The organism is Pseudomonas syringae group sp. J254-4 (assembly GCF_032586855.1).
In the GTDB taxonomy this organism is placed as follows: Bacteria; Pseudomonadota; Gammaproteobacteria; order Pseudomonadales; family Pseudomonadaceae; genus Aquipseudomonas; species Aquipseudomonas amygdali.
Window position 1 is genome coordinate 1 of sequence record NZ_JAWHOO010000001.1, and the last position, 20197, is coordinate 20197.

The window sequence follows — 20197 nt, forward strand, 5'->3', positions numbered from 1 at the left end:
CGCCCGACACAGCTGCTGTACCTGCAAACGATCATGCTCAACCTGCAGATCATTTACGCCCAGGACAGCGCAGCCACGACCTGGCTGGCCGAGCAGGAAGCCAATGCCAGCACGCTGTTTGGTACCTTGCGCTACGGCTTCTCACCCGCGCTCAAACAGGCGTTGCACCAAGAGGCCGACGCGCTATTGAACGGCCTCGGCGACGTCACCAACCTCGCCACACGCATTGGCGAACTCAATGGCGCCCTCAATCACCAGGGCTTTGCCGACAAGCCGTGGATGAAGGCGCTGAAGCAACCTGTTCAAGGTACCTTCAAGGCTCTCGGCGAACTGGCCAGCGGCGCAGGCAAGGCAACGCTCGAGAGTATCCTGCTGGCATGGGTACCCATCGACAGCCGCATGGCTCTGGGCAAACAGCAGAACATCGTCGCATTGCTTCGCACCCTGTTGATCGGGCAGATTTTGCTTGATTCGAAGGCGCGTATTGCAGTCGACCAACAGGTATTCACCAAGCTCAAACAGTGGATACGCGAGTGGCAGGTCCTCAACAAGCAGATCAGCGATATCCGACGCAGTTGGCTATATCCGAACGCCTACAACACACGCCAAAGCACCGCTCGCAACCTGCACGCCCATAAACAGAAACTGCGCGTCCACGAACTGAGCATCCCCGCTCTGCTCGACTTCCAGAACAACGAATACGCCAAATTACTGCAGGACGAGATTCGCCAGTACTTCCAGTCCGGCAAAACCCTGGCCAAGGACTGGCTGGCCCAAGCCAAACGCTGGACCGACCGACTCGGCGGCACTGCGGGCTCGATCACTTGGGGTGTGATCATGTTCAATTTCATCAATACCGCGCTCACTTACCGGGACGTTACTCGTGATGGAGACTTCAGTGCCAAGGATATTGGCAAGGTTACGTATGGACTGGGGTACAGCTTCAATCTGTTGATGGCGGTGTTTGTTGAAGCACCATGGAGCGTCATCAGGGATGCGACGCCGGTGCTGATTGACGGCAAGAATGTAGGGGTTCTGGACAGGTCCAGTGCGTATTGGAAAGCCAAGGGAAATGTAACCTGGGCTGATGCAATACGAGGGTTCAGGGTTTCGATGGTGGCAATGGGTGGGTTTGGGGTAGCGGCTGCTGCTTTAGAAGTCTTGGATATCCAAAATGACCTAACGCAAGCCAAGACTTCCGAAGAGAGGATAGCGATGCAGGTAAAATTTGCATCAGTGCTCATGATGGGAGCAGGCAGTGCCATTCAATTAATTGCGGGGCTTTTTCCATCAATCACCATCACTGCTGTGGCGATGAGTCCGTGGTTTAGTCTGACTTTACTGCTTATAGGTGCAGTGTACCTATTCGCTACAACGGCCTTAAACTACTTCAAGCAGGATAGTATAGGTTGGTGGTTGCGAAGATGCTGCTGGTCCAAATCGATTGACTCCCGATACTCAACGGACGCAGGAGGCCAGCACGAAGAAAGGCTTGCCCTCCTCACAATCCAGTTAAGCCCTCAGGTTCACGTAAAAACCACCACGCGCATTGAAAGTCGTTATCTTGGCAAAGGTGACTACTACAGCACCCCCGTGCAAGACGGCGCTGGCGTGCAGATTCTTTTGCCAAGCGCGGTACGCGGACAATCAGTGCACTTCAATATCATCAGTAGCAAACGCCCATGGGGTGTGCTTCCCGTGGAAAAAATAGATTCTCCGGTGCAGCAGCCATTCCTGGAGCGAGGGCAGTTCAAGCAATCTGGCCATTTTGGAAAACTTGACAATCAAGCGGCCCGAAACGCTTACGAGGATTTTACCTTTCCGCTTATGCCCCCGGAAGGTGAAGACTTGATCTGGGAAACCTGGATTCCTCTTGAGGAAGAAGCTACCTATCTGGAACTACAAATATGGTATTCCGACAGCCTGATTAAATTTAGCCAGCAGGACATCGGCTACCTGTATCAACTCGAGCTAAATAGCGAGGGCGATACCAAGGTCGACGGCTTGGTCAGTGCTGAACCGGGAATAACATTGCTCGACCGAAGCCGCGCCTTGACACTTGAAATAGCGGAATAAGGTATGACAAAGAAACTACCCCACCCAATCAGTCCAAAAAAAACCAATAACATCACATGCCAATCAGAAGCTTGTGGAATATTCAAACATTATCAAAACGATAAGGAAATCTTGAAGTGGTCAATAAAAACCATCGCAAGACCGCCAAAAGAAATACTTCTTGCTGAGTTGGCAATGGTTTTCATCTATGCGACGATACTGAGCTTTGGCCTATGGGCAGGTTGGGAATTTTATTCAAAAGATCCATTGCAAGCAATTTATATTGTAGCGAGTACCAGCGGCGGAGCAGTTTACTTTATTCTCCTAGGTGTCCGCCAAAAAACCATCTACAACTACACCATAAAAACCAACTGCGCCCACCTGGAGTACTACCTCCATTACCCCGACTTCGCCTCGTCCTTCTTCAAGGGCATTGCCATAGCCATCATCCTGATATTCGTCTTCATAGCCGCCCTCACCGGCTCACTACTCTTCCTGATCGGCCCGGCAGCCATGGCCTGTATCGCAGCCCTCAAGCTGCTGAGCTGGGAAAACCCCATTCACCATGAGCAAAGCCTCCCATGGGCCGAGTACAAGTTTGTAACCGTCGACCGTAAACGCCTCATGATCATCACGCACCGCACTGACGTCACGCTAGGCTTTGAGGCCCGTTTCCAGCACGAAGTACTGTTCAACAAATACCTGAATTTTCTCCACACAGTGCTCCCCTCTACCGCCGAGTTCACCGAAAAAGCCTGGAAGTGGTAGCACACCCAAGCTAACGTACACGCCGGAATTCAAGCCATACCCACCAAGGCCTCACCATGATCCAGATCCGCCCCATGACCCCGGAAGACTTCGAGCGCTTCTGGCCCACCTTTCAGGCTGTCGTCACCGCTCAGGAAACCTACGCCTACGACCCTGCCGTCACTCAGGAGCAGGCCCGCAGTCTGTGGATGGAGCTGCCGTTGCACACGCTGATTGCAGAGGAAGACGGCCAGCTGCTGGGCAGTTACTACTTGAAGGCCAATGCAGCAGGTCCGGGGAATCATGTCTGCAATTGCGGCTATATGGTGACGGATGCGGCGCGGGGTCGTGGTGTAGCGCGGTTGATGTGCGAGCATTCGCAGCAACTGGCGCGCGACAGCGGGTTTTTGGCGATGCAGTTCAATTCGGTGGTGGCCAGCAATGACGTAGCTGTCGCGCTGTGGGCCAAGCTGGGTTTCGAGACAGTCGGGCGTTTGCCCAAGGCTTATCGTCACGCCCGATTGGGGCTGGTGGATTGTCTGGTGATGTTCAAGTGGCTGGCTGATGCGCCGATGGCCAAAGAGCCTGCGCAGCCCAAGCTGATCGGCCGCAAGAATATCGAATCTGTGGTGTCGCGTCCGCGTCGCAAATAAGCGCGACGCACACATGAAAACGGGGCCTGCTCACCATGAGAAGGCCCCGTTTTTTTATTACAGCTCCGTGCTTATTTGCCAGCCCCGACCTCAGGCTGTTTCTGCAACAACACCCGAGTTACCCGGCGCTCTTCCACGCCGACAACCTGAAGGTTCCAGCCCTGCCAGTCCAGGCTATCGCCGGTGGACGGCAGGCGATCCAGCAGGCTCATGACCAGTCCGGCGAGGGTCTGATAATCCTCAGTGGCCTTGGCCTGGAAGCCGGTGCGTTCGCGAATCAGGCTCAGGTTCAAGGCACCCGATACCACGAAGTCCTCGCCCTGCTTGACGATGTCCGGGCCTTCCACTTCGCTGGCGTCCGGCAGCTGGCCAGCGATGGACTCCAGAATGTCGGTCATGCTCAACACGCCGATGAAATCACCGAATTCGTTGACCACAAAGGCGATGTGCGTCGACTCCTTGCGCATCTGTTCCAGGGCATTGAGGATGCTGAAGCTTTCCAGCAGGTTGATTGCCTTGCGCGACATCAGCTTCAGGTCGGGCTCGTTGCCGGACAACAACTCCTTGAACAGCTCTTTCTTGTGCACGAAGCCCAGCGGCTCATCGATGCCTCGCTCGCCAATCAACGGCAGACGCGAGTAGGACGAGTGCATCAGTTTCAGGCGGATTTTCTCGGCATCGTCTTTCAGGTCGATGTAGTCGATTTCGGCCCTTGGCGTCATCACCGTGCGAATCGGACGCTCAGCCAGTTGCAGTACGCCGCTGATCATCACCCGCTCACGACGGTCAAACACCGGCTCGCTGCTTTCGCCTTCCAGCATGTCGGTGATTTCCTCATCGACATCGCCAGACTCCAGCTTGCGACCGCCCAGCAGACGCATCACCGCATGGGCAGCCCGCTCGCGACGCGGCAGGTGGCCATGAGCAGACTTCTTGCTGCGCTTGCGAGCGATCTGGTTGAACACCTCGATGAGGATCGAGAAACCGATGGCCGCGTACAGATAGCCCTTGGGAATGTGGAAACCAAGGCCCTCGGCGGTCAGGCTGAAACCAATCATCATCAGGAAGCCCAGACACAGCATGATCACTGTCGGGCGGCTGTTGACGAATTTGGTCAGCGGCTTGCTGGCAATCATCATCAGGCCGATGGAGAAGATCACAGCAATCATCATCACCGACAGGTGCTCAACCATGCCGACGGCCGTGATTACGGCGTCCAGCGAGAACACCGCGTCGAGTACCACAATCTGCGCAACGATGGGCCAGAACAACGCATAGCCTGCGTTACCGGCGCGCTGGGCAACATGGCCTTCCAGCCGTTCGTGCAGTTCCATGGTGGCCTTGAACAACAGGAACACACCACCAAACAGCATGATCAGGTCACGACCGGAGAACGTCTTGTCGAAGATCTCGAACAACGGCTCGGTCAGCGTCACCATCCAGGAGATGCTCGCCAGCAAGCCCAGGCGCATGATCAGTGCCAGCGACAGGCCGATGACGCGCGCCTTGTCGCGTTGTTCGGGGGGCAGTTTGTCCGCCAGAATGGCAATAAACACCAGGTTATCGATACCCAGCACCAGTTCCAGCACGATGAGGGTCAGCAGGCCAAGCCATGCCGTGGGGTCAGCGATCCATTCCATGGTAGTTATGCAGCCTCACGAGAAAAATGGCGGGAAAACTCATCGTTGGCCACAGCTGGCCACGCACTGCAATGAATTGCCATGCGCAAAGGTACCTTGCGACCATGCACAGGCATGTCGGGGCCATTACAATACGAGAGAGAGGGTAAACCGGCGTTCGAATCAAACGGCCTGCCTGGTGAATGGGATATCACTGGCCAGCCATCAGCGGTGAAGGGAAGGCAACTCGGAGGCTCCTGGAGGGTATTCATACGGTCCTGAAAATCAATACGGGCGTTGATCGTACAATACACACAACTGTTTCGTATTTTGTATAAGTATTACAAGACTTGACCAAAAGCACGGCGTATTCCTAAGCCTCGCTCAACCCGGAGCGACGTTTTGCCGCACCTCCAGGTACGACCAGTTGTCTGACAACGGCAGTGTCCGGGTAGATCACCCAAATCATTTGTTTTAAAATGTTGCAATAACGTCAGGCCTGCGCAGTGTCCAACGCGACTTGTGTGAATGCACGATCCCCTGCCCCCTGACCAGAATCATAAAAAGAAAGCCCGTCATAGACGGGCTTTTTTCGTTTTCAGCTTTTGTACCCCGATGCCGGTGAACGGTATCGCGGACGACCCGTTTCTTTTAACCTTTGAGGTGATTCCCATGCTGCGTATCGTCGTCGTTCATTTGTTCCAATGGCTCAAGCGCCTGTCGTCCGCGCTGTTCTTCCGCAGCGCCGAGGACAACTATTCCCGCAGCTTCACTCGGGAAAACGATGACGAAGGCCGCTGGACCTTTGTTTCAATCGTCATCGTTCTGACCCTCAGCCTTTACTGCCTGGCTGGCCTGGGTTACTACGCCAAGACCAATATCTGGGACGGTTTCACCCAGGAGCAGAAAGAGAATATCGCCCAGGCGATGGTGGTCAGTTCGCAGAATCTCTGACGAACGACACAATCGGAATACGACGGGGAAGCGAAAGCTTCCCCGTTTTCGTTTCGCCCGCTTGTCACAGGCATGCTTTTCTGCGAGAAAGCGCTGCGAAAATGCCCGCTCGCGCCATTCATTGAGCGCGCTTTAAACGGAAGCCTTGTAATGAGCAAAGAATTACAGATTACCGACCTGCATCCCGGCGAAGGCAAGGAAGCGGTCAAAGGTGCGCTGATCACCACGCATTACACCGGAACCCTCGAAGACGGCACTGTCTTTGATTCCTCTCACCAGCGTGGCAAGCCGTTTCAGTGCGTGATCGGCACCGGACGCGTTATCAAGGGCTGGGATCAGGGCCTTATGGGCATGAAGGTGGGCGGTAAACGCAAACTGTTCGTGCCTGCCCATCTGGCCTATGGCGACAGAACGATGGGCGCGCACATCAAGCCGGGTGCCGACCTGACGTTTGAAATAGAGCTGCTGGAAGTGCTGACCCGCGACGATTGAGCGAGCCGCCTTGCAGATCGCCTTGAATCGGCCGATAACCCTGGCTGACAGGCATAAGCCTGATTGCTTGTTATCGCGGAAAAAGCCATGCTCCGGGTATGGAATTCAAGGTCTTGGCACAGGAACACGTATGGCGCTCAATAAGTCGACTCAGGAGCTGAAGCGGCACTTGAAAGGGACAGCAACCAATCTGGAAAACACGGCGGAAGAAATTCTCAAACTCGCCTCACAAATGAAAGATGTCGACGTTACGGCAGTGCTGCAGATGGTCAACCGCCTTTACAGCGATGCCGATCAGCTCAAGGCCTATGCCGATGAGGTCAGGGCCAAGCGAATCGTACGCGCCAAGCCACTATGAACTGCTGAACCAACGATCAGACGCACTTCCATCGGTCCAGAGGGCCTTCGATGCTGCCACAGCCCGCCAGAATCAGCGCCAGCCCCAGGCACCTGCACATGCAGAAATGGCGGGGCCGGGTTGGAATGTGTCTGGTCGCAAGCCTGTCGGTACTGGCCGGCATGACCGATGCCATCGGTTTCATGGCGACCGGCGACTTCGTTTCGTTCATGAGTGGCAACACCACCCGGCTTGCCGTCGCGATCAGTGCCGGCGACCTGAGCGTGACCCTTCGCCTGGCGCTGGCCATCTTCGCCTTTATTGCCGGCAATGCGCTGGGTGTCGTCGTTGCGCGGCTTGGCGGTCGGCGCGCCCTGCCCCTGCTGCTGGGGATCGCCACGCTGCTGTGTGCCGCAGCCGCATGGCCGCTGGAAAGCAATATGCTCGCACTGATCTGGGCCATTCTGGCGATGGGCATGCTTAACGCCGCCGTGGAACAGGTCAACGGGCTGCCGGTCGGCCTGACCTACGTAACCGGCGCGCTGTCGCGTTTCGGGCGTGGCCTTGGCCGCTGGATACTGGGCGAGCGCCGGGAGGGCTGGCGCGTGCAACTGGTGCCGTGGGTTGGCATGTTCATCGGGGCGGTCATCGGCGCAATGCTTGAACAACGCCTGGGGCTCAATGCCCTGTTGGTCAGCGGCAGCCTGTCGGCATTGCTGGGGCTGGTTTCATTGAAAATCCCGCATCGCTGGCAACGCCAATACATGCCACGCTGAACCCTGCGATTCCCATCTGCTGAAATACGTTTACCATACGCCGCCTTTCATAACCGACCTTCGTCATGACCCCTGAAGCACTCGCCATCCTGCAACAGCATCTACTCGCCGCCCTGAACAACGTTCCGACTGAAACCCGCCGCCTGTTTCATGGCCGTGGTCGCGTATGGCCGGGGCTGGAGCACATTACCGTCGACTGGATGCAGGGCGTGGTGCTGGTCTCGCTGTTCAAAGAGCCTCTTGAGCCCGAACTGGCAGCTCTGACGCAGCTGTTGAACGAGTTGATCGAAACGCCGCAGTGGCAACAAAGTCAGGCCCATACCCTGTTGTTGCAACACCGCTATTTGCCGCAAAGCACTACGCAATGGCTGACCGGCGAGGTCGTCGATGAATGGGTGATCACCGAAAATGGCCTGCGTTATAAAGTCGATTTCGGCAAGAAGCAGAACAGCGGTCTGTTTCTGGACATGCGCTATGGCCGCGAATGGGTGCAGGCGCAAGCAAAGGGCAAGCGCATCCTGAACCTGTTCGCCTACACCTGCGGCTTCTCGGTCGCCGCCCTTGCCGGTGGTGCAGACCATGTAGTGAACCTGGACATGGCCCGCGCGGCATTGAATCGCGGTCGTGAGAATCACCGGCTCAATGATCAGGATCTGGGCCGGGTGACCTTTCTCGGGCATGACCTGTTCAAGTCATGGGCCAAAGTCACCCGCTCCGGCCCTTACGACCTGATCATCATTGACCCGCCGTCTTTCCAGAAAGGCAGCTTCATGCTCGACAAGGACTACCAGCGAGTCCTGCGCCGTCTGCCAGAGTTGCTGGATGAAGACGGTTCGGTGCTGGCATGCATGAACGATCCGGCACTGGGGCCGGACTTTCTGATTCAGCACACGGCAATCGAGGCACCGTGCCTGCGCTTCGAGCAACGCCTGGAGAACCCGCCGGAATTCCCGGATGCGCGGGTCGATGGCGGCCTGAAGGCTTTGGTGTTCAAGGCTGAAGGCTTGAGTCGCACAGGGTGGGCGTGAACACCGTAACGACTTTCAATCAAGCCTTCAAAACAGTGGCCCGTGCTCGGACCGGGTTTGGATCAGACTGAAAACCTCGATACCAGGCGACTAAGATCCACAGCCAGGCGGGACAGCTCCTGACTGGCTGTGGAGGTCTGGCTGGAGGCAGAAGAGCTCTGGACTGACAAATCGCGAATGCTCACCAGGTTCTCATCGACAGAGCGGGCAACATGCGCTTGCTGCTCCGAAGCCGTTGCAATCATCAGGTTGCGCTCATTGATGTGGCTGATCGATGTGGTGATCTCCTTGATTGCAACACCAGCCTGCTGAGCGATCAGCAACGTCGCGTCGGTTTCCGCATTGCTCTGCTTCATCGACTGGACGGCACCGCTGGAGTTTTTCTGTATACCCTGGATCATCTGTTCTATTTCCTGGGTAGACGTCTGAGTACGATGGGCCAGCGCCCTGACCTCATCGGCGACCACGGCAAATCCACGACCCTGCTCACCCGCGCGGGCGGCTTCGATAGCGGCGTTGAGCGCCAGCAGATTGGTCTGCTCGGCAATCGCGCGGATGACATCGACCACCTTGGCGATATCCTGCGCCTGATGGGCCAGTCCTTCTACTTCAACTCCAGTCTTGTCCACTGTGGTACTGAGTTTTTCCAGCGCAGCGATGGTCTGGCCGACGCAATCCTGGCCGGTCTGCGCAGACTTTTCGCAGGCTTGCGTGGAGGTCGAAGCAGCGACCGCATTGCGTGCAACTTCTTCAATGGCTGCGGTCATCTGGTTGACCGCCGTGGCGGCCTGCTCGGTTTCCATTGTCTGGCGTTGGATACCTTGTGTGGAGTCCTGAGTGATGGAGCTCATTTCTTCAGCAGCCGACGCCAGCAGGCCCGAAGCATCGGAAATGTGCTGAATGGTGCCCTTGAGGCTAGAGAGCATGGTTGCGGTGGCTTTTTGCAGTTCGGTCAGCTCATCGGCCCCGTTGACTTCCACCGTGGTACGCAAGTCGCCCTCGGCGATTTTGCGTGTCGAGTCGAGCAATGCCTGAACGGGTCTGGCGATGCTGCGGGTGAATAAAGTGGCAACAATCAAGGTAATAATCACGGCCAGAACAACAAGTGTAAGGGTGACGGTTAGTCCACTTTCATAGTTTTTGTCTGCTATGGCCCCTGATTGTTCTGCACCCTTGACGTTGACTTCGATCAATTGTTCTATAGATGATTGCAAGGCCTTCGCCTGCGGGCTGGTAACATCACGGATAAATACGAATAGTTCGCTGTCGGATTTGCTTTTGCTAAGTTCAACCAGCTGGTCGATCTTGTCGCTGTAGGCCAGTGCATCGGCTTTGACTTGTTTCCAGACCTGTTCTTCCTGTGGGCTCGACACCAGCGAGCCGTAAGTGTCGGCTGTTTGCAGTAAGGCGTTCTTCAATCCGTTCAGCTTATTGACAGACTCCGGCGACTGCCGCTGGTCATCCATCACAAAACGTCGCGCGTCGAGGCGATACAACAGGCCCGCCGTCTCTATGCGTCCAGCCTGTCTGACGCTGGGCAGCCAGTCTGTCTGCAACTGGTCGGCGGACTGGTGTAACCCGTTCATTTTAAAGACTGCGTTCGTGCCAACCCCGGCAAGCAGCAGGCAAATAATGCCGAAGCTGAGAAGCGCCCTCAAGTTCAAACCTATATTTCTTATTGGCATTTTATAGATCCCCTTGCTGTCACAACGGTAGGGCGGGAACCATGCAAAAATGATGGCGACCCGACATCACTTTAATGATTTTAAAAATAAAAAACTACTGTTTAGTGCAAAAACTCCTGACGCCACATAACGCCTTTAATAGTGCTTTAAACCCACCAATAGTCAGACTTTTCAGTTGAGACTATACTTTTAGTATTACTACCTCATCAGGGTAAATCCCGTAACGCTTGATGCTCTGTTTATACTGACAAATAACACCTGCAGTGTTACCTCTCTCCATGACCGGAGAGCGGTAACACTGTTAAGCGGATCACGCGCTCAAGCGCGAGATCACATCGTTAAGGCCAGTTGAAAGGCCTTTCAGTTCATGGCTGGCGTTCTGGGTACGTTTGACGTTGTCCTGATTGGTCACCGCGATTGCGGTGATTTCAGTCAGGTTGCGCGAGATGTCCTCTGCTACAGAAGTCTGCTCTTCGGCAGCAGTCGCTATCTGGCGATTCATGTCGCGAATATTCTCGACTGCCACGGTAATGCGCTGCAGTGTCGCGCCGGCATGCGTAACCTGCTCGACACTCTCTTCGCTGCGCGCCTGACCGCCCTGAATAGCCTGCACCGCGTCGCTTGCGCCGGTCTGCACCGAATTAATGATCTGATTGATCTCGGCCGTGGACACGGCGGTACGTTGTGCCAATGTCCGGACTTCGTCAGCCACCACGGCAAAACCGCGCCCGGCTTCACCTGCCCGCGCAGCCTCGATGGCGGCATTGAGCGCCAGTAGATTGGTCTGATCAGCGATCCCGCGAATCACCTCAAGCACCTTGCCGATACGACCACTGTCTGTTTCAAGGCGCTGAATGACATTGGCCGTCGAGGAAATCTCACTGCGCATCCGGGTGATGGTGGCGATGGTCGACTGCATGACTTTCTCACCGTCCTGCGCGCTTTGGTCAGCCTCATCCGCAGCCCGTGCAGCATGTGCCGCATGGCGGGCAACTTCCTGGGCAGTAGCGGACATTTCGGTCATCGCGGTAGCGACCTGATCGGTACGCTCAAATTGCTCGTGAGTGCCCTGAGCCATTAACTCAGCAATGGCATTCAGCTCGCCGCCAGCTGTATCGAGGTCGGTGGTACTGCGCTTGAGGCGGCTGAAAGTATCTGCCAGAAAATCACGCAGCGTGTTCGCTGCGACGGCCAGACGGCCGAGTTCGTCCTGGCGCGTCACGTCAACGCGTGCAGCAAACTTGCCTTCACTCAACTGGGCGACGTATTCGATAAGCATGCGAATCGGCGCAACCAGATTGCGATTGACAATCCACAGGGCAAGCAGGCCTACAAGCAGCGCAGAAACGAGCATTACAACGGCACCAGTCAGGATCGTGCGGTCGGCTTGCTGACTGATTGCAACCGACTGGGCATCGCTGGACTTGTGCAGTTGATCAACCAGGATGGCCATCTGCTCGCTCGTCGGACGGTCTACGCCTTTGACTGCGGCGTCGCCAGCAGAAGCATCGTTGCCCGCCGCAATGAATGCATCACGGCCAGTGCGATAGGCAGTGCCCAATGTGCGGTGCGCCTGCTGCAGTGCCTGCACCTGGCTTTTCAACGATTGATCGGTGCCTTCCATTTCTGCCAGCAGGCCCAACGTACTTTGTACCTTGCGTTCCTGCTCTTCGAATTGCCCCCAGAATTTGTCGCGGTCTGCCGATGCCTTGCCGCGCAACAGAACGTTTTTCCACTCCTGGACCTGAACCTTGAATTGCAGGTTGGCCTCATCAACCAACTGCGAGGCACGGACCGGACCTTCAAGAAGACTGCGATAGGACTGCACGTTACCGGACAGGAAGTTGAAACAGGCCAGCGCAATGATCAGCACCAGTACAAGACTGCCGCCAAGCAAGCCAAGGATTTGGAGCCTCAGGGATTTCGACATCATGATGATCTCTGGAGAAAAGCGGGTCTGCGTCAGCACGCAGAATATGACGAGCCTCATCCCTTACGACCGAGCCAGACAGCCCGGCACGTGTGCTCTATGAGATCATCATCGGCTTGCGCCAATTTTTCTTTAAAAACAGCGACAGTCGGTATAAATGTCAGAAATACGTCAAAAAAACGCCAAAAAGAGAGTAAAAGATCTAATCCGCCTGCCCGAATACCTGACTGGGCCGTCGTAGCGAAGGGTCGAAGGGATTGATTCTGGCACTGATGGCCGTGGCTTCGCGCTTGAGCAGTTCGACCACGGTCATCAGGCGATCTGATCCCAGCCGGTCGGAAATGGTCGCCACGCTGAGCGCAGCCACTGCACGACCATTGCGGTCCAGGATCGGCACGGCCAGCCCGGCCATGCCCGGTAACGCGCCGGTGTTGCGGCCGGCGTAGCCGAGGCGGCGCACGTTTTCGACCTCTGAACGCAGAAACACTTCGTCATACAGGTGAAAATCCTTGAGCCGTGGCAGGTTGTAGGCAATCACCGTTTCCCGCTCGTCCTCGGGGAGAAACGCGAGAATCGCCAGGCTGCCCTGCCCCACACCCAACGCAACGCGGCCGCCAATGTCGCCGGTGAACGTGCGGATCGGGTACGGGCCTTCGCTGCGGTCCAGACAGATCGCATCAAAACCACTGCGTGCCAGCAGAAACAGCGAGTCGCCCAGCGATGCAGACAGGCGTAACAGACTGGGGCGCACGACGTCGCGCAGATTGCCGGTGTTACCCGCCTTGGCAGCCAGCGCAAAGAATTCGATGCTCAACCGATAGCGCTTGCTGAGCAGGTCCTGCTCGACCATGCCTTCATCCATCAGGCTGCGCAGCAAGCGGTGCGTGGTGGGTTGCGAGAGCCCGACACGCTGGGCGAGTTGCGTGACCCGCTCGCCGCCTTCGTCGCAATCGCCCAGGCAACGCAATACGGCGAACAGACGCGACACAGCGCCGACGCCCACTTCTGCAGAAGCAGTATTCCGATCAGTGGAATTATTCATGAATATATCTCGCTATTTTTCCACTAAAAGAATTAATTCAAAGAAAGATGTTATTCAGTGAAATTCCTAGTTGAGCCCATCCTAGCCTTCGCCCTACTCTCAGTCCACAGGGGCGATTTGAACAATCATCGGTAGCCGACTCAGAGCGAGCACCAACGTCCACAGAACTGCATGACTTCATTTCGCATCTGCCCATGACAAACGCGTGCCTCGGCGCGCATGCACAAAGGTGGAAGCAGGCATGGCATTTCTGCAGCTCGAAGGTCTCTCCAAACGTTACGGCTCCATAGACGCGGTCGTTGCCACCAACCTGGCCGTCGACAAGGGCGAATTCGTTTCACTGCTCGGCCCTTCCGGCTGTGGCAAGACCACCACTCTGCAAATGATCGCCGGCTTCGTTGAAGTCAGTGACGGGCGCATAGTGCTCGACGGCCGCGACATTACCCATGCCAAGCCCAGCAGCCGGGGTCTGGGCGTTGTATTTCAGAGCTATGCATTGTTTCCGCACATGACCGTGGCCAACAACGTTGCGTTTGGCCTGCGCATGCGCAAGGTGCCTGCTGCCGAGCTGCAACAGCGTGTCACCCGGGTGCTGGAGCTGGTTCGTCTCGCTCAGCATGCCGAGCGCTACCCGCGCGAGCTGTCTGGTGGGCAACGGCAGCGGGTCGCGCTGGCCAGAGCCTTGGTGATCGAGCCGCCGGTGCTGCTTCTGGATGAACCGCTGTCCAACCTGGACGCCAACCTGCGCGAAGAGATGCAGTTCGAAATTCGCCGTATTCAGAATGAAGTGGGCATCACCACGCTGATGGTTACCCACGATCAGGCCGAAGCCCTGTCGATCAGTGATCGGGTAGTGGTCATGCAGGCCGGGCATATCACGCAGATCGACGAGCCCTACACACTCTACGAACACCCGCGCACGCGCTTTATCTCGGGGTTTGTCGGCAAAGCCAATATGCTGCAGGGTGACCCGGACAGCAGCGGCAACCCGCAGATCCGCCTGCTACCCGGCGATGGCACGCTGACCCTCAGCCTGCGTCCAGAAAAAATTGATCTGGTCGAACCCGGCTGCGGACGGCTGTCGGGACGTATCGTCACGCGTTACTTTCTCGGCAGCCAGTGGCTGTATCGCATTCAGACCGGCATCGGCGAAATAACCGTAGTGCGTCGCAACGACGGCCAGGCACCGCTGGAACAAGGTGCTGCGGTCGGCATGGATTGGCCAGCCGAATTGCTGCGCGTGCTGGACGCCGACGAGGTGCGCGCATGAGTCTGATGAGCGAAATGCGCCAGGGTAGCCGCGGCTATTGGCTGTCAGCCCCGGCACTGGCGTTGTATATCGGCTTGCTGGTGCTGCCTCTGGGCCTGACGCTGCTGCTGTCGTTCAACGTGTTCGACTATCAGGTCGGGGTGAAAAGCGACAGCTATACGCTGGCCAATTACACGGCCGTGGTCACCGACTCGTATTTCTATGAAATCTTCCTGCGCACCTTCTGGATCAGCGCGCTGGTGACGTTGCTCTGCGTGCTGATCGGCGTGCCGGAGGCCTACATTCTGAGCCGCATGGGCACACCGTGGCGCTCGATCTTCCTGATTTTGATCCTCACGCCGCTGCTGATCTCGGTAGTGGTCCGGGCCTTCGGCTGGAGCCTGCTGCTGGGGGCGGATGGCCTGATCAATCAGGCCATCCAGTTCATGGGCGGTCGACCGGTGAAACTGCTGTACACCCCGTTCGCCGTGATCATCGCGCTGGTCCACGTGATGTTGCCGTTCATGATCATTCCGGTCTGGACATCGTTGCAAAAGCTCGACCCCACCGCAGAACAGGCCGCGCTGTCGCTGGGTGCCAGTCAGGCGAAAGTCATGCGCCTGATCGTCCTGCCGCAGGTCATGCCGGGCGTGCTGTCCGGCTCGCTGATTGTCTTTGGTCTGGCCGCCAGTTCGTTTGCCATTCCCGGCCTGCTCGGTGGTCGACGTTTGAAGATGGTCGCCACGGTGATCTACGACCAGTACCTCTCGGAGCTCAACTGGCCGATGGGCGCGACCCTGGCGGTGGCGCTGCTGCTGGTCAACCTGCTGGTCATGCTGTCCTGGAACCGCATGATCGAAGGCCGCTACAAAAAAACTCTGGGGGAATGATCCATGTCCAAGAACGGTCCTTTGGCCCTGTCGTTTCATGCGCTGGTAGTGATCTTCATGATGGCCCCGCTGGTGGTGGTGTGCCTGGTGGCGTTTACCCCGGAAAACACCCTGAGCCTGCCCACTACCGACTTCTCGCTGCGCTGGTTCAGGGCGGTGTTCGAACGCGCCGACTTTATCGACTCGTTCTACAACAGTCTGATTCTGGCGTTTGTATCCGCAACGCTGGCGACGTTGATCGCGGTGCCTGCTGCGCTGGCGATCACCCGCCATACATTTCCGGGCCGCAACTTTTTCAATGCGCTGTTTCTTTCGCCGATCATCATTCCGCACCTGGTGCTGGGGGTGGCGATGCTGCGCCTGTTTGCGCTGATGGGCGTAAACGGCAGCTTCACCTGGCTGATCTTCGCCCATGTGCTGGTCATCACGCCTTACGTACTGCGCCTGGTGCTGGCGGCGGCGATCGGTATCGACCGCAGCGCCGAACACGCCGCCGAGTCATTGGGCGCAAACCGTTTCACCCTGTTTCGGCAGATCACCCTGCCGATGATCCTGCCCGGCGTGGCAGGCGGCTGGTTGCTGGCGTTCATCAACAGCTTCGATGAAGTCACGCTGTCGATCTTCGTCACCTCGCCTGCTACCCAGACTCTGCCGGTGCGCATGTACGTTTACGCCACCGAATCCATCGACCCGATGATGGCCGCCGTATCGGCACTGGTCATCGCCCTCACCGCCGCCACCATGATCCTGCTCGACCGGGTCTATGGGCTGGACCGGGTGCTGGTCGGCAAACACTGATCCGGAGCTTTCACGTTATGGCATTGTTGAAACGACTGGCTGAACATGACCGCCCCGTCCTGCCCTTCACCCTCGATGGGCAACCGGCCAATGGTCTGTTGGGCGACACCGTGCTGACCGCGGTATTGACCGCCAGCGAGCACCTGCGCGGCAGTGACTTCAGTGCCGAACCGCGCGCCGGGTTCTGCATGATGGGCGCCTGCCAGGACTGCTGGGTAAGACTGGGCAACGGCCAGCGGGTGCGTGCCTGTTCGACGCTGCTGGAAGCTGGCCAGGCGATTATTCGTGAACCGGGGCGACGGCCATGAGCAATGACCGTGTTGCCATTATCGGCGCCGGACCAGCCGGGATTCGCGCCGCCCAGACGCTGCTGGAGCACGGTGTCAAAGCCTGCCTGATCGACGAAGGTCTGCGCGGCGGCGGGCAGATCTATCGTCGCCAGCCAGAGAATTTCCAGCGTTCGGCCAAGGCGCTTTACGGCTTTGAAAGCGGCAAGGCCGTTGCGCTGCATCAGACACTCGATGCACTGACAACACAGATCGACTACCGGCCGCAGACGCTGGTGTGGAACGTCGAAGGCAATCAACTCGATACACTGCAAAACGGAACCGTCGCAACCCTGGACTTCACCAGACTGATTGTCGCCACAGGTGCCACCGACCGCATTCTGCCAGTGCCCGGCTGGACACTGCCCGGCGTGTATAGCCTGGGTGCAGCGCAGATCGCACTTAAATATCAGGGTTGTGCGATTGGCGAACGCGTGGTGTTTTGCGGCAGCGGCCCCTTGCTGTATCTGGTTGCCTATCAATATGCCAAGGCTGGCGCGAACGTGCTGGCGGTGCTCGACAGCGCGCCGTTTTCAGCCCAATGCAAAGCGCTGCCTGCGCTGCTTGGCCAACCGGCAACCCTTGCCAAGGGCCTGTATTACCGCGCATGGCTGAGTGCGCATGGCATTCCCGTGCATCAGGGCGCACACCTCACACGCATCAACGGTGACAAGCGCGTAGACGGCATTCACTGGCAACGCAACGGCCAACCGGGCCACCTGGCCTGCGACGCAGTAGCCTTTGCCCATGCGCTGCGCAGCGAGACACAACTGGCCGACCTGCTCGGCTGTGAGTTCGCTTGGAGCCCGCTTAACCGAGCGTGGCTGCCCACTCGCGATGACTGTGGGCGCAGCAGCGTGCCAGGCGTGTATCTGGCAGGCGACGGTGCTGGAATCATGGGCGCAGATGCGGCGGAAATGGCCGGGGAACTGGCCGCGCTCGGGCTGCTGCACGACAGCGGTGTCACCGTCGACGCCGTGCGTATCAGTGACCTGCAAACCGCACTGCAACGCATCGAACGCTTCCGCCACGGGCTGGAAACCGCTTTCCCGTTCCCCGAAGACTGGGCCGCCAATGTAGCGGATGACACTGTTGTCTGCCGCTGTGAAGAAGTCTCTGCGGGCGATATTCGCACCACCGTGCAGGACGGTCATTGGGAGATCAACCGGGTCAAGGCCATGTGCCGGGTTGGCATGGGCCGCTGTCAGGGCCGGATGTGCGGCCTGGCAGCCGCCGAGATCATCGCCCGCGAGAGCGGCCGACCCCTTGAGCAGGTCGGCCGCTTACGCGGCCAGGCTCCGATCAAGCCACTGCCGTTCGGCCTGGAGATGCTGCCCGTGGACAAGCAATCAGCGGAGACACAACCATGAGCACGCTGATTGAAAGCGATGCGATTGTCATCGGCGGCGGCATTGTCGGCTCGTCGGCAGCCTTGGCGCTCGCACTGAAGGGCAAGCGTGTGGCTCTGCTGGAGCGCGACTTTTGCGGCTCACACTCCAGCGGCGTCAATTATGGCGGTGTGCGCCGTCAAGGCCGGCCCTTGTCGCAACTGCCCTTGTCGCAACGGGCGCATCAGATCTGGAGCGGCCTGCGTGAGCTGATCGGTATCGACGGCGAATACCAACGCTCCGGCCACCTCAAACTGGCGCGCAGCGAGCTGGACATGGATGCGCTGCGCAGCTACGCCGAAGCCAGCCAGGGGTTCGGGCTGGATTTGCAACTGCTGGATCGAGAGCAACTGCGCGCCCGTTACCCTTGGGCGGGCGATGTCGCCGTCGGTGCATCGCTGTGCGCCGACGACGGGCACGCCAATCCGCGTCTGGTATCGCCCGCCTTTGCCAGCGCAGCTCGCCGAGCGAACGCTCAGGTATTCGAGCAGGCGCCGGTCAGCGAAGTCAGTCACGACGGCAACGCCTTCATCGTCACGACCGACAGCGGCCTGACACTGCGAGCCCCCTGGCTGCTTAATTGCGCGGGCGCCTGGGCCGGAGCGCTGGCGGCACAATTCAACGAACCGGTGCCGATGTATTCAGGGCATCCGGCGATGCTGGTGACAGAACCACTGCCGATGTTCATGGACGTCAGCACCGGTGTCGAAGGCGGCGGCATCTATGCCCGGCAGGTGGCACGCGGCAATTGCGTGCTGGGCGGCGGACAAGGCTTTGCCCTCGGCCCGGCACACGCCAGACCAGGACAGGCGGCAGTGCTCGACATCCTGCGCAACGCCGTCGAACTCTACCCGCCACTGGCCGGGGCCCAGGCCATTCGCACCTGGAGCGGCACTGAAGGCTACCTGCCTGATCGCGAACCGGTGCTGGGCCCGAGCCTGACAAGACCAGGCCTGCTGCACGGCTTCGGCTTTGCCGGGGCAGGCTTTCAGATCGGCCCGGCCGCGGGCGAAGCGCTGGCCGAATGGGTCTGCGGCGGTGCCTCAACGATCTCGCTCGAGGCCTTTTCCATCGGCCGCTTCCGCCAGGCAGCTACCCAACCCACTGCGATAGAACCCGCTACGAACGTCATCCCATTGCACAGAGGAAGGTCGTCCCTATGAAAAGCACCAAACGTCTCGCCCTCACCGGCCTGTCATGCCTGCCCTTGGCTGCCGCACTCGTGTCGTTGCCTGCCCAGGCCGAAACCACGCTGTACCTGGGCATGAACGGCGGAACCATGGAGCGCCTGTATGCCGATCAGGTGCTGCCCGCTTTCGAGAAGGCCAACAACGTCAAGGTGGTGATCGTGCCCGGCACCTCGGCCGACATCCTCGCCAAGGTGCAGGCGAGTAAAGACAACCCGCAGATGCACGTCATCTTTCTCGATGACGGCATCATGTACCGAGCCATTTCCATGGGCCTGTGCGACACCCTGCAGCCCAGCGCCAGCCTGGCTGACCTGCCTGCCAAGGCGAAAATCAAGGAGCAGGCAGCAGCCGTCAGCCTGGGTGTGACCGGCCTGGCCTACAACACGCGGATGTTCAAGGAAAAGGGCTGGAGCGCGCCCACCTCATGGATGGACCTGGCCGACAAACGCTTCAAGGACAAAGTGGTGTTCCAGTCACTGGCCTCCTCGACCTTCGGCCTGCATGGCTTTCTGATGTTCAACCGTATCCAGGGCGGCAGCGAGAAAGACGTCGAGCCAGGCTTCAAGGCCTGGCCGAAGACCATTGGACCGAACGTGCTGGAATACATCGCCAGTTCGGCGAAGATCTCGGAAATGGTACAGACCGACGAAGCCGCGCTGTTCCCGCTGACGCCGACGCAAGTGACCGCCTTGAAGATCAAGGGCGTGCCTGTGGAATACGCCTCGCCCAAGGAAGGCGGCGTGGTGTTGAACGTGGCTGAATGTGCAATCGCCAATAACAACCAGCCAAAGCTGGCCCAGAAGCTGGCGGCCTACCTGCTGACACCGGAAGCACAGGCACCTGCGCTGGAGTTCGGCGATCAGATACCGTCAAACCCGAAAACCCCGACCTCCGAGAAGACGCGCGCGCAGGTCGAGGCCATGGAGAAGTACCTGGAAACAGCGGTGACCATCGACTGGGATCAAGTCAACCAGATCCGCCCCGAGTGGAACGCACGCTGGAGCCGCAGTATCGAGCGCTAGCTGCAAGCGGCAAGGT

The 20197-nt window shown here is 58.2% G+C and carries 18 protein-coding genes and 1 pseudogene; 15 read left to right on the top strand and 4 right to left on the bottom strand.

The features are described from left to right. The 3 genes and pseudogenes from RYB09_RS00005 to RYB09_RS00015 all read left to right on the top strand — a co-directional run. A pseudogene (locus RYB09_RS00005) lies at window positions 1-2076 on the top strand (hypothetical protein); the annotation flags it as partial. A 3-nt stretch (window positions 2077-2079) separates the two neighbouring features. Further along, window positions 2080-2823, top strand: coding sequence for a permease (locus tag RYB09_RS00010; RefSeq protein WP_316887087.1), 744 nt, complete (start codon window positions 2080-2082; stop codon window positions 2821-2823). A 56-nt stretch (window positions 2824-2879) separates the two neighbouring features. Next, on the top strand, window positions 2880-3455 hold the full coding sequence (locus RYB09_RS00015; protein WP_058401163.1) for a GNAT family N-acetyltransferase: 576 nt from the start codon (window positions 2880-2882) through the stop codon (window positions 3453-3455). A 71-nt stretch (window positions 3456-3526) separates the two neighbouring features. Here RYB09_RS00015 and RYB09_RS00020 read toward each other — a convergent pair whose 3' ends face one another. After that, entirely contained in the window at window positions 3527-5095 is a 1569-nt protein-coding gene (locus RYB09_RS00020) for a TerC family protein (RefSeq protein ID WP_057403377.1), read from the bottom strand. Between the two features lie 651 nt (window positions 5096-5746). Here RYB09_RS00020 and RYB09_RS00025 point away from each other — a divergent pair. From RYB09_RS00025 to RYB09_RS00045, 5 genes are all read left to right on the top strand, one after another. Then, complete coding sequence (locus RYB09_RS00025; protein WP_002553776.1) at window positions 5747-6028, top strand: hypothetical protein; 282 nt, start codon at window positions 5747-5749, stop codon at window positions 6026-6028. Between the two features lie 150 nt (window positions 6029-6178). Next, on the top strand, window positions 6179-6520 hold the full coding sequence (locus RYB09_RS00030) for an FKBP-type peptidyl-prolyl cis-trans isomerase (RefSeq protein WP_002553777.1): 342 nt from the start codon (window positions 6179-6181) through the stop codon (window positions 6518-6520). Between the two features lie 130 nt (window positions 6521-6650). Further along, window positions 6651-6878, top strand: a complete 228-nt coding sequence (locus RYB09_RS00035; RefSeq protein WP_002553778.1) for a hypothetical protein — start codon at window positions 6651-6653, stop codon at window positions 6876-6878. 50 nt (window positions 6879-6928) lie between these two features. Further along, window positions 6929-7633, top strand: a complete 705-nt coding sequence (locus tag RYB09_RS00040; protein WP_058408423.1) for a YoaK family protein — start codon at window positions 6929-6931, stop codon at window positions 7631-7633. A 65-nt stretch (window positions 7634-7698) separates the two neighbouring features. Continuing rightward, the gene (locus tag RYB09_RS00045) at window positions 7699-8661 is read left to right on the top strand and encodes a class I SAM-dependent methyltransferase (protein ID WP_005783041.1); all 963 of its coding nucleotides are present in this window, start codon (window positions 7699-7701) and stop codon (window positions 8659-8661) included. Window positions 8662-8723: 62 nt separating this feature from the next. On the opposite strand, the gene RYB09_RS00050 is transcribed toward RYB09_RS00045, so the two are convergent. The 3 genes from RYB09_RS00050 to RYB09_RS00060 form a co-directional block, all read right to left on the bottom strand. Continuing rightward, a complete protein-coding gene (locus RYB09_RS00050) occupies window positions 8724-10346 on the bottom strand; it encodes a methyl-accepting chemotaxis protein (protein WP_316887088.1) in 1623 nt (540 codons plus the stop codon). 310 nt (window positions 10347-10656) lie between these two features. Beyond that, window positions 10657-12276, bottom strand: a complete 1620-nt coding sequence (locus RYB09_RS00055) for a methyl-accepting chemotaxis protein (protein ID WP_316887458.1) — start codon at window positions 12274-12276, stop codon at window positions 10657-10659. Window positions 12277-12478: 202 nt separating this feature from the next. Continuing rightward, window positions 12479-13318: an IclR family transcriptional regulator gene (locus tag RYB09_RS00060; protein WP_122281168.1), complete on the bottom strand. Its 840-nt coding sequence runs from the start codon at window positions 13316-13318 to the stop codon at window positions 12479-12481. Between the two features lie 241 nt (window positions 13319-13559). Between RYB09_RS00060 and RYB09_RS00065 the strand changes: the two genes are divergently transcribed. Genes RYB09_RS00065 through RYB09_RS00095 form a run of 7 tightly spaced genes read left to right on the top strand, consistent with a single transcriptional unit; the run spans window position 13560 to window position 20181 of the window. Continuing rightward, window positions 13560-14588, top strand: a complete 1029-nt coding sequence (locus RYB09_RS00065; RefSeq protein WP_058408426.1) for an ABC transporter ATP-binding protein — start codon at window positions 13560-13562, stop codon at window positions 14586-14588. Beyond that, window positions 14585-15457: an ABC transporter permease gene (locus tag RYB09_RS00070; protein ID WP_122281167.1), complete on the top strand. Its 873-nt coding sequence runs from the start codon at window positions 14585-14587 to the stop codon at window positions 15455-15457. The genes RYB09_RS00065 and RYB09_RS00070 overlap by 4 nt, the downstream gene beginning before the upstream one ends. A gap of 3 nt (window positions 15458-15460) precedes the next feature. Further along, the gene (locus RYB09_RS00075) at window positions 15461-16255 is read left to right on the top strand and encodes an ABC transporter permease (RefSeq protein ID WP_058408428.1); all 795 of its coding nucleotides are present in this window, start codon (window positions 15461-15463) and stop codon (window positions 16253-16255) included. Window positions 16256-16272: 17 nt separating this feature from the next. Next, window positions 16273-16563 (top strand): (2Fe-2S)-binding protein, encoded by a 291-nt coding sequence (locus tag RYB09_RS00080; protein WP_002553787.1) that lies wholly within the window; start codon window positions 16273-16275, stop codon window positions 16561-16563. Then, on the top strand, window positions 16560-17951 hold the full coding sequence (locus RYB09_RS00085; protein WP_316887089.1) for an FAD/NAD(P)-binding oxidoreductase: 1392 nt from the start codon (window positions 16560-16562) through the stop codon (window positions 17949-17951). Before RYB09_RS00080 ends, RYB09_RS00085 begins: the two co-directional genes overlap by 4 nt. After that, window positions 17948-19132 carry an FAD-dependent oxidoreductase gene (locus RYB09_RS00090; RefSeq protein WP_316887090.1) on the top strand — a complete coding sequence of 395 codons (1185 nt, stop codon included), beginning with the start codon at window positions 17948-17950 and terminating at the stop codon, window positions 19130-19132. Before RYB09_RS00085 ends, RYB09_RS00090 begins: the two co-directional genes overlap by 4 nt. Beyond that, window positions 19129-20181, top strand: coding sequence for an ABC transporter substrate-binding protein (locus tag RYB09_RS00095; protein ID WP_316887091.1), 1053 nt, complete (start codon window positions 19129-19131; stop codon window positions 20179-20181). Before RYB09_RS00090 ends, RYB09_RS00095 begins: the two co-directional genes overlap by 4 nt. The last annotated feature ends 16 nt before the right edge of the window (window positions 20182-20197 follow it).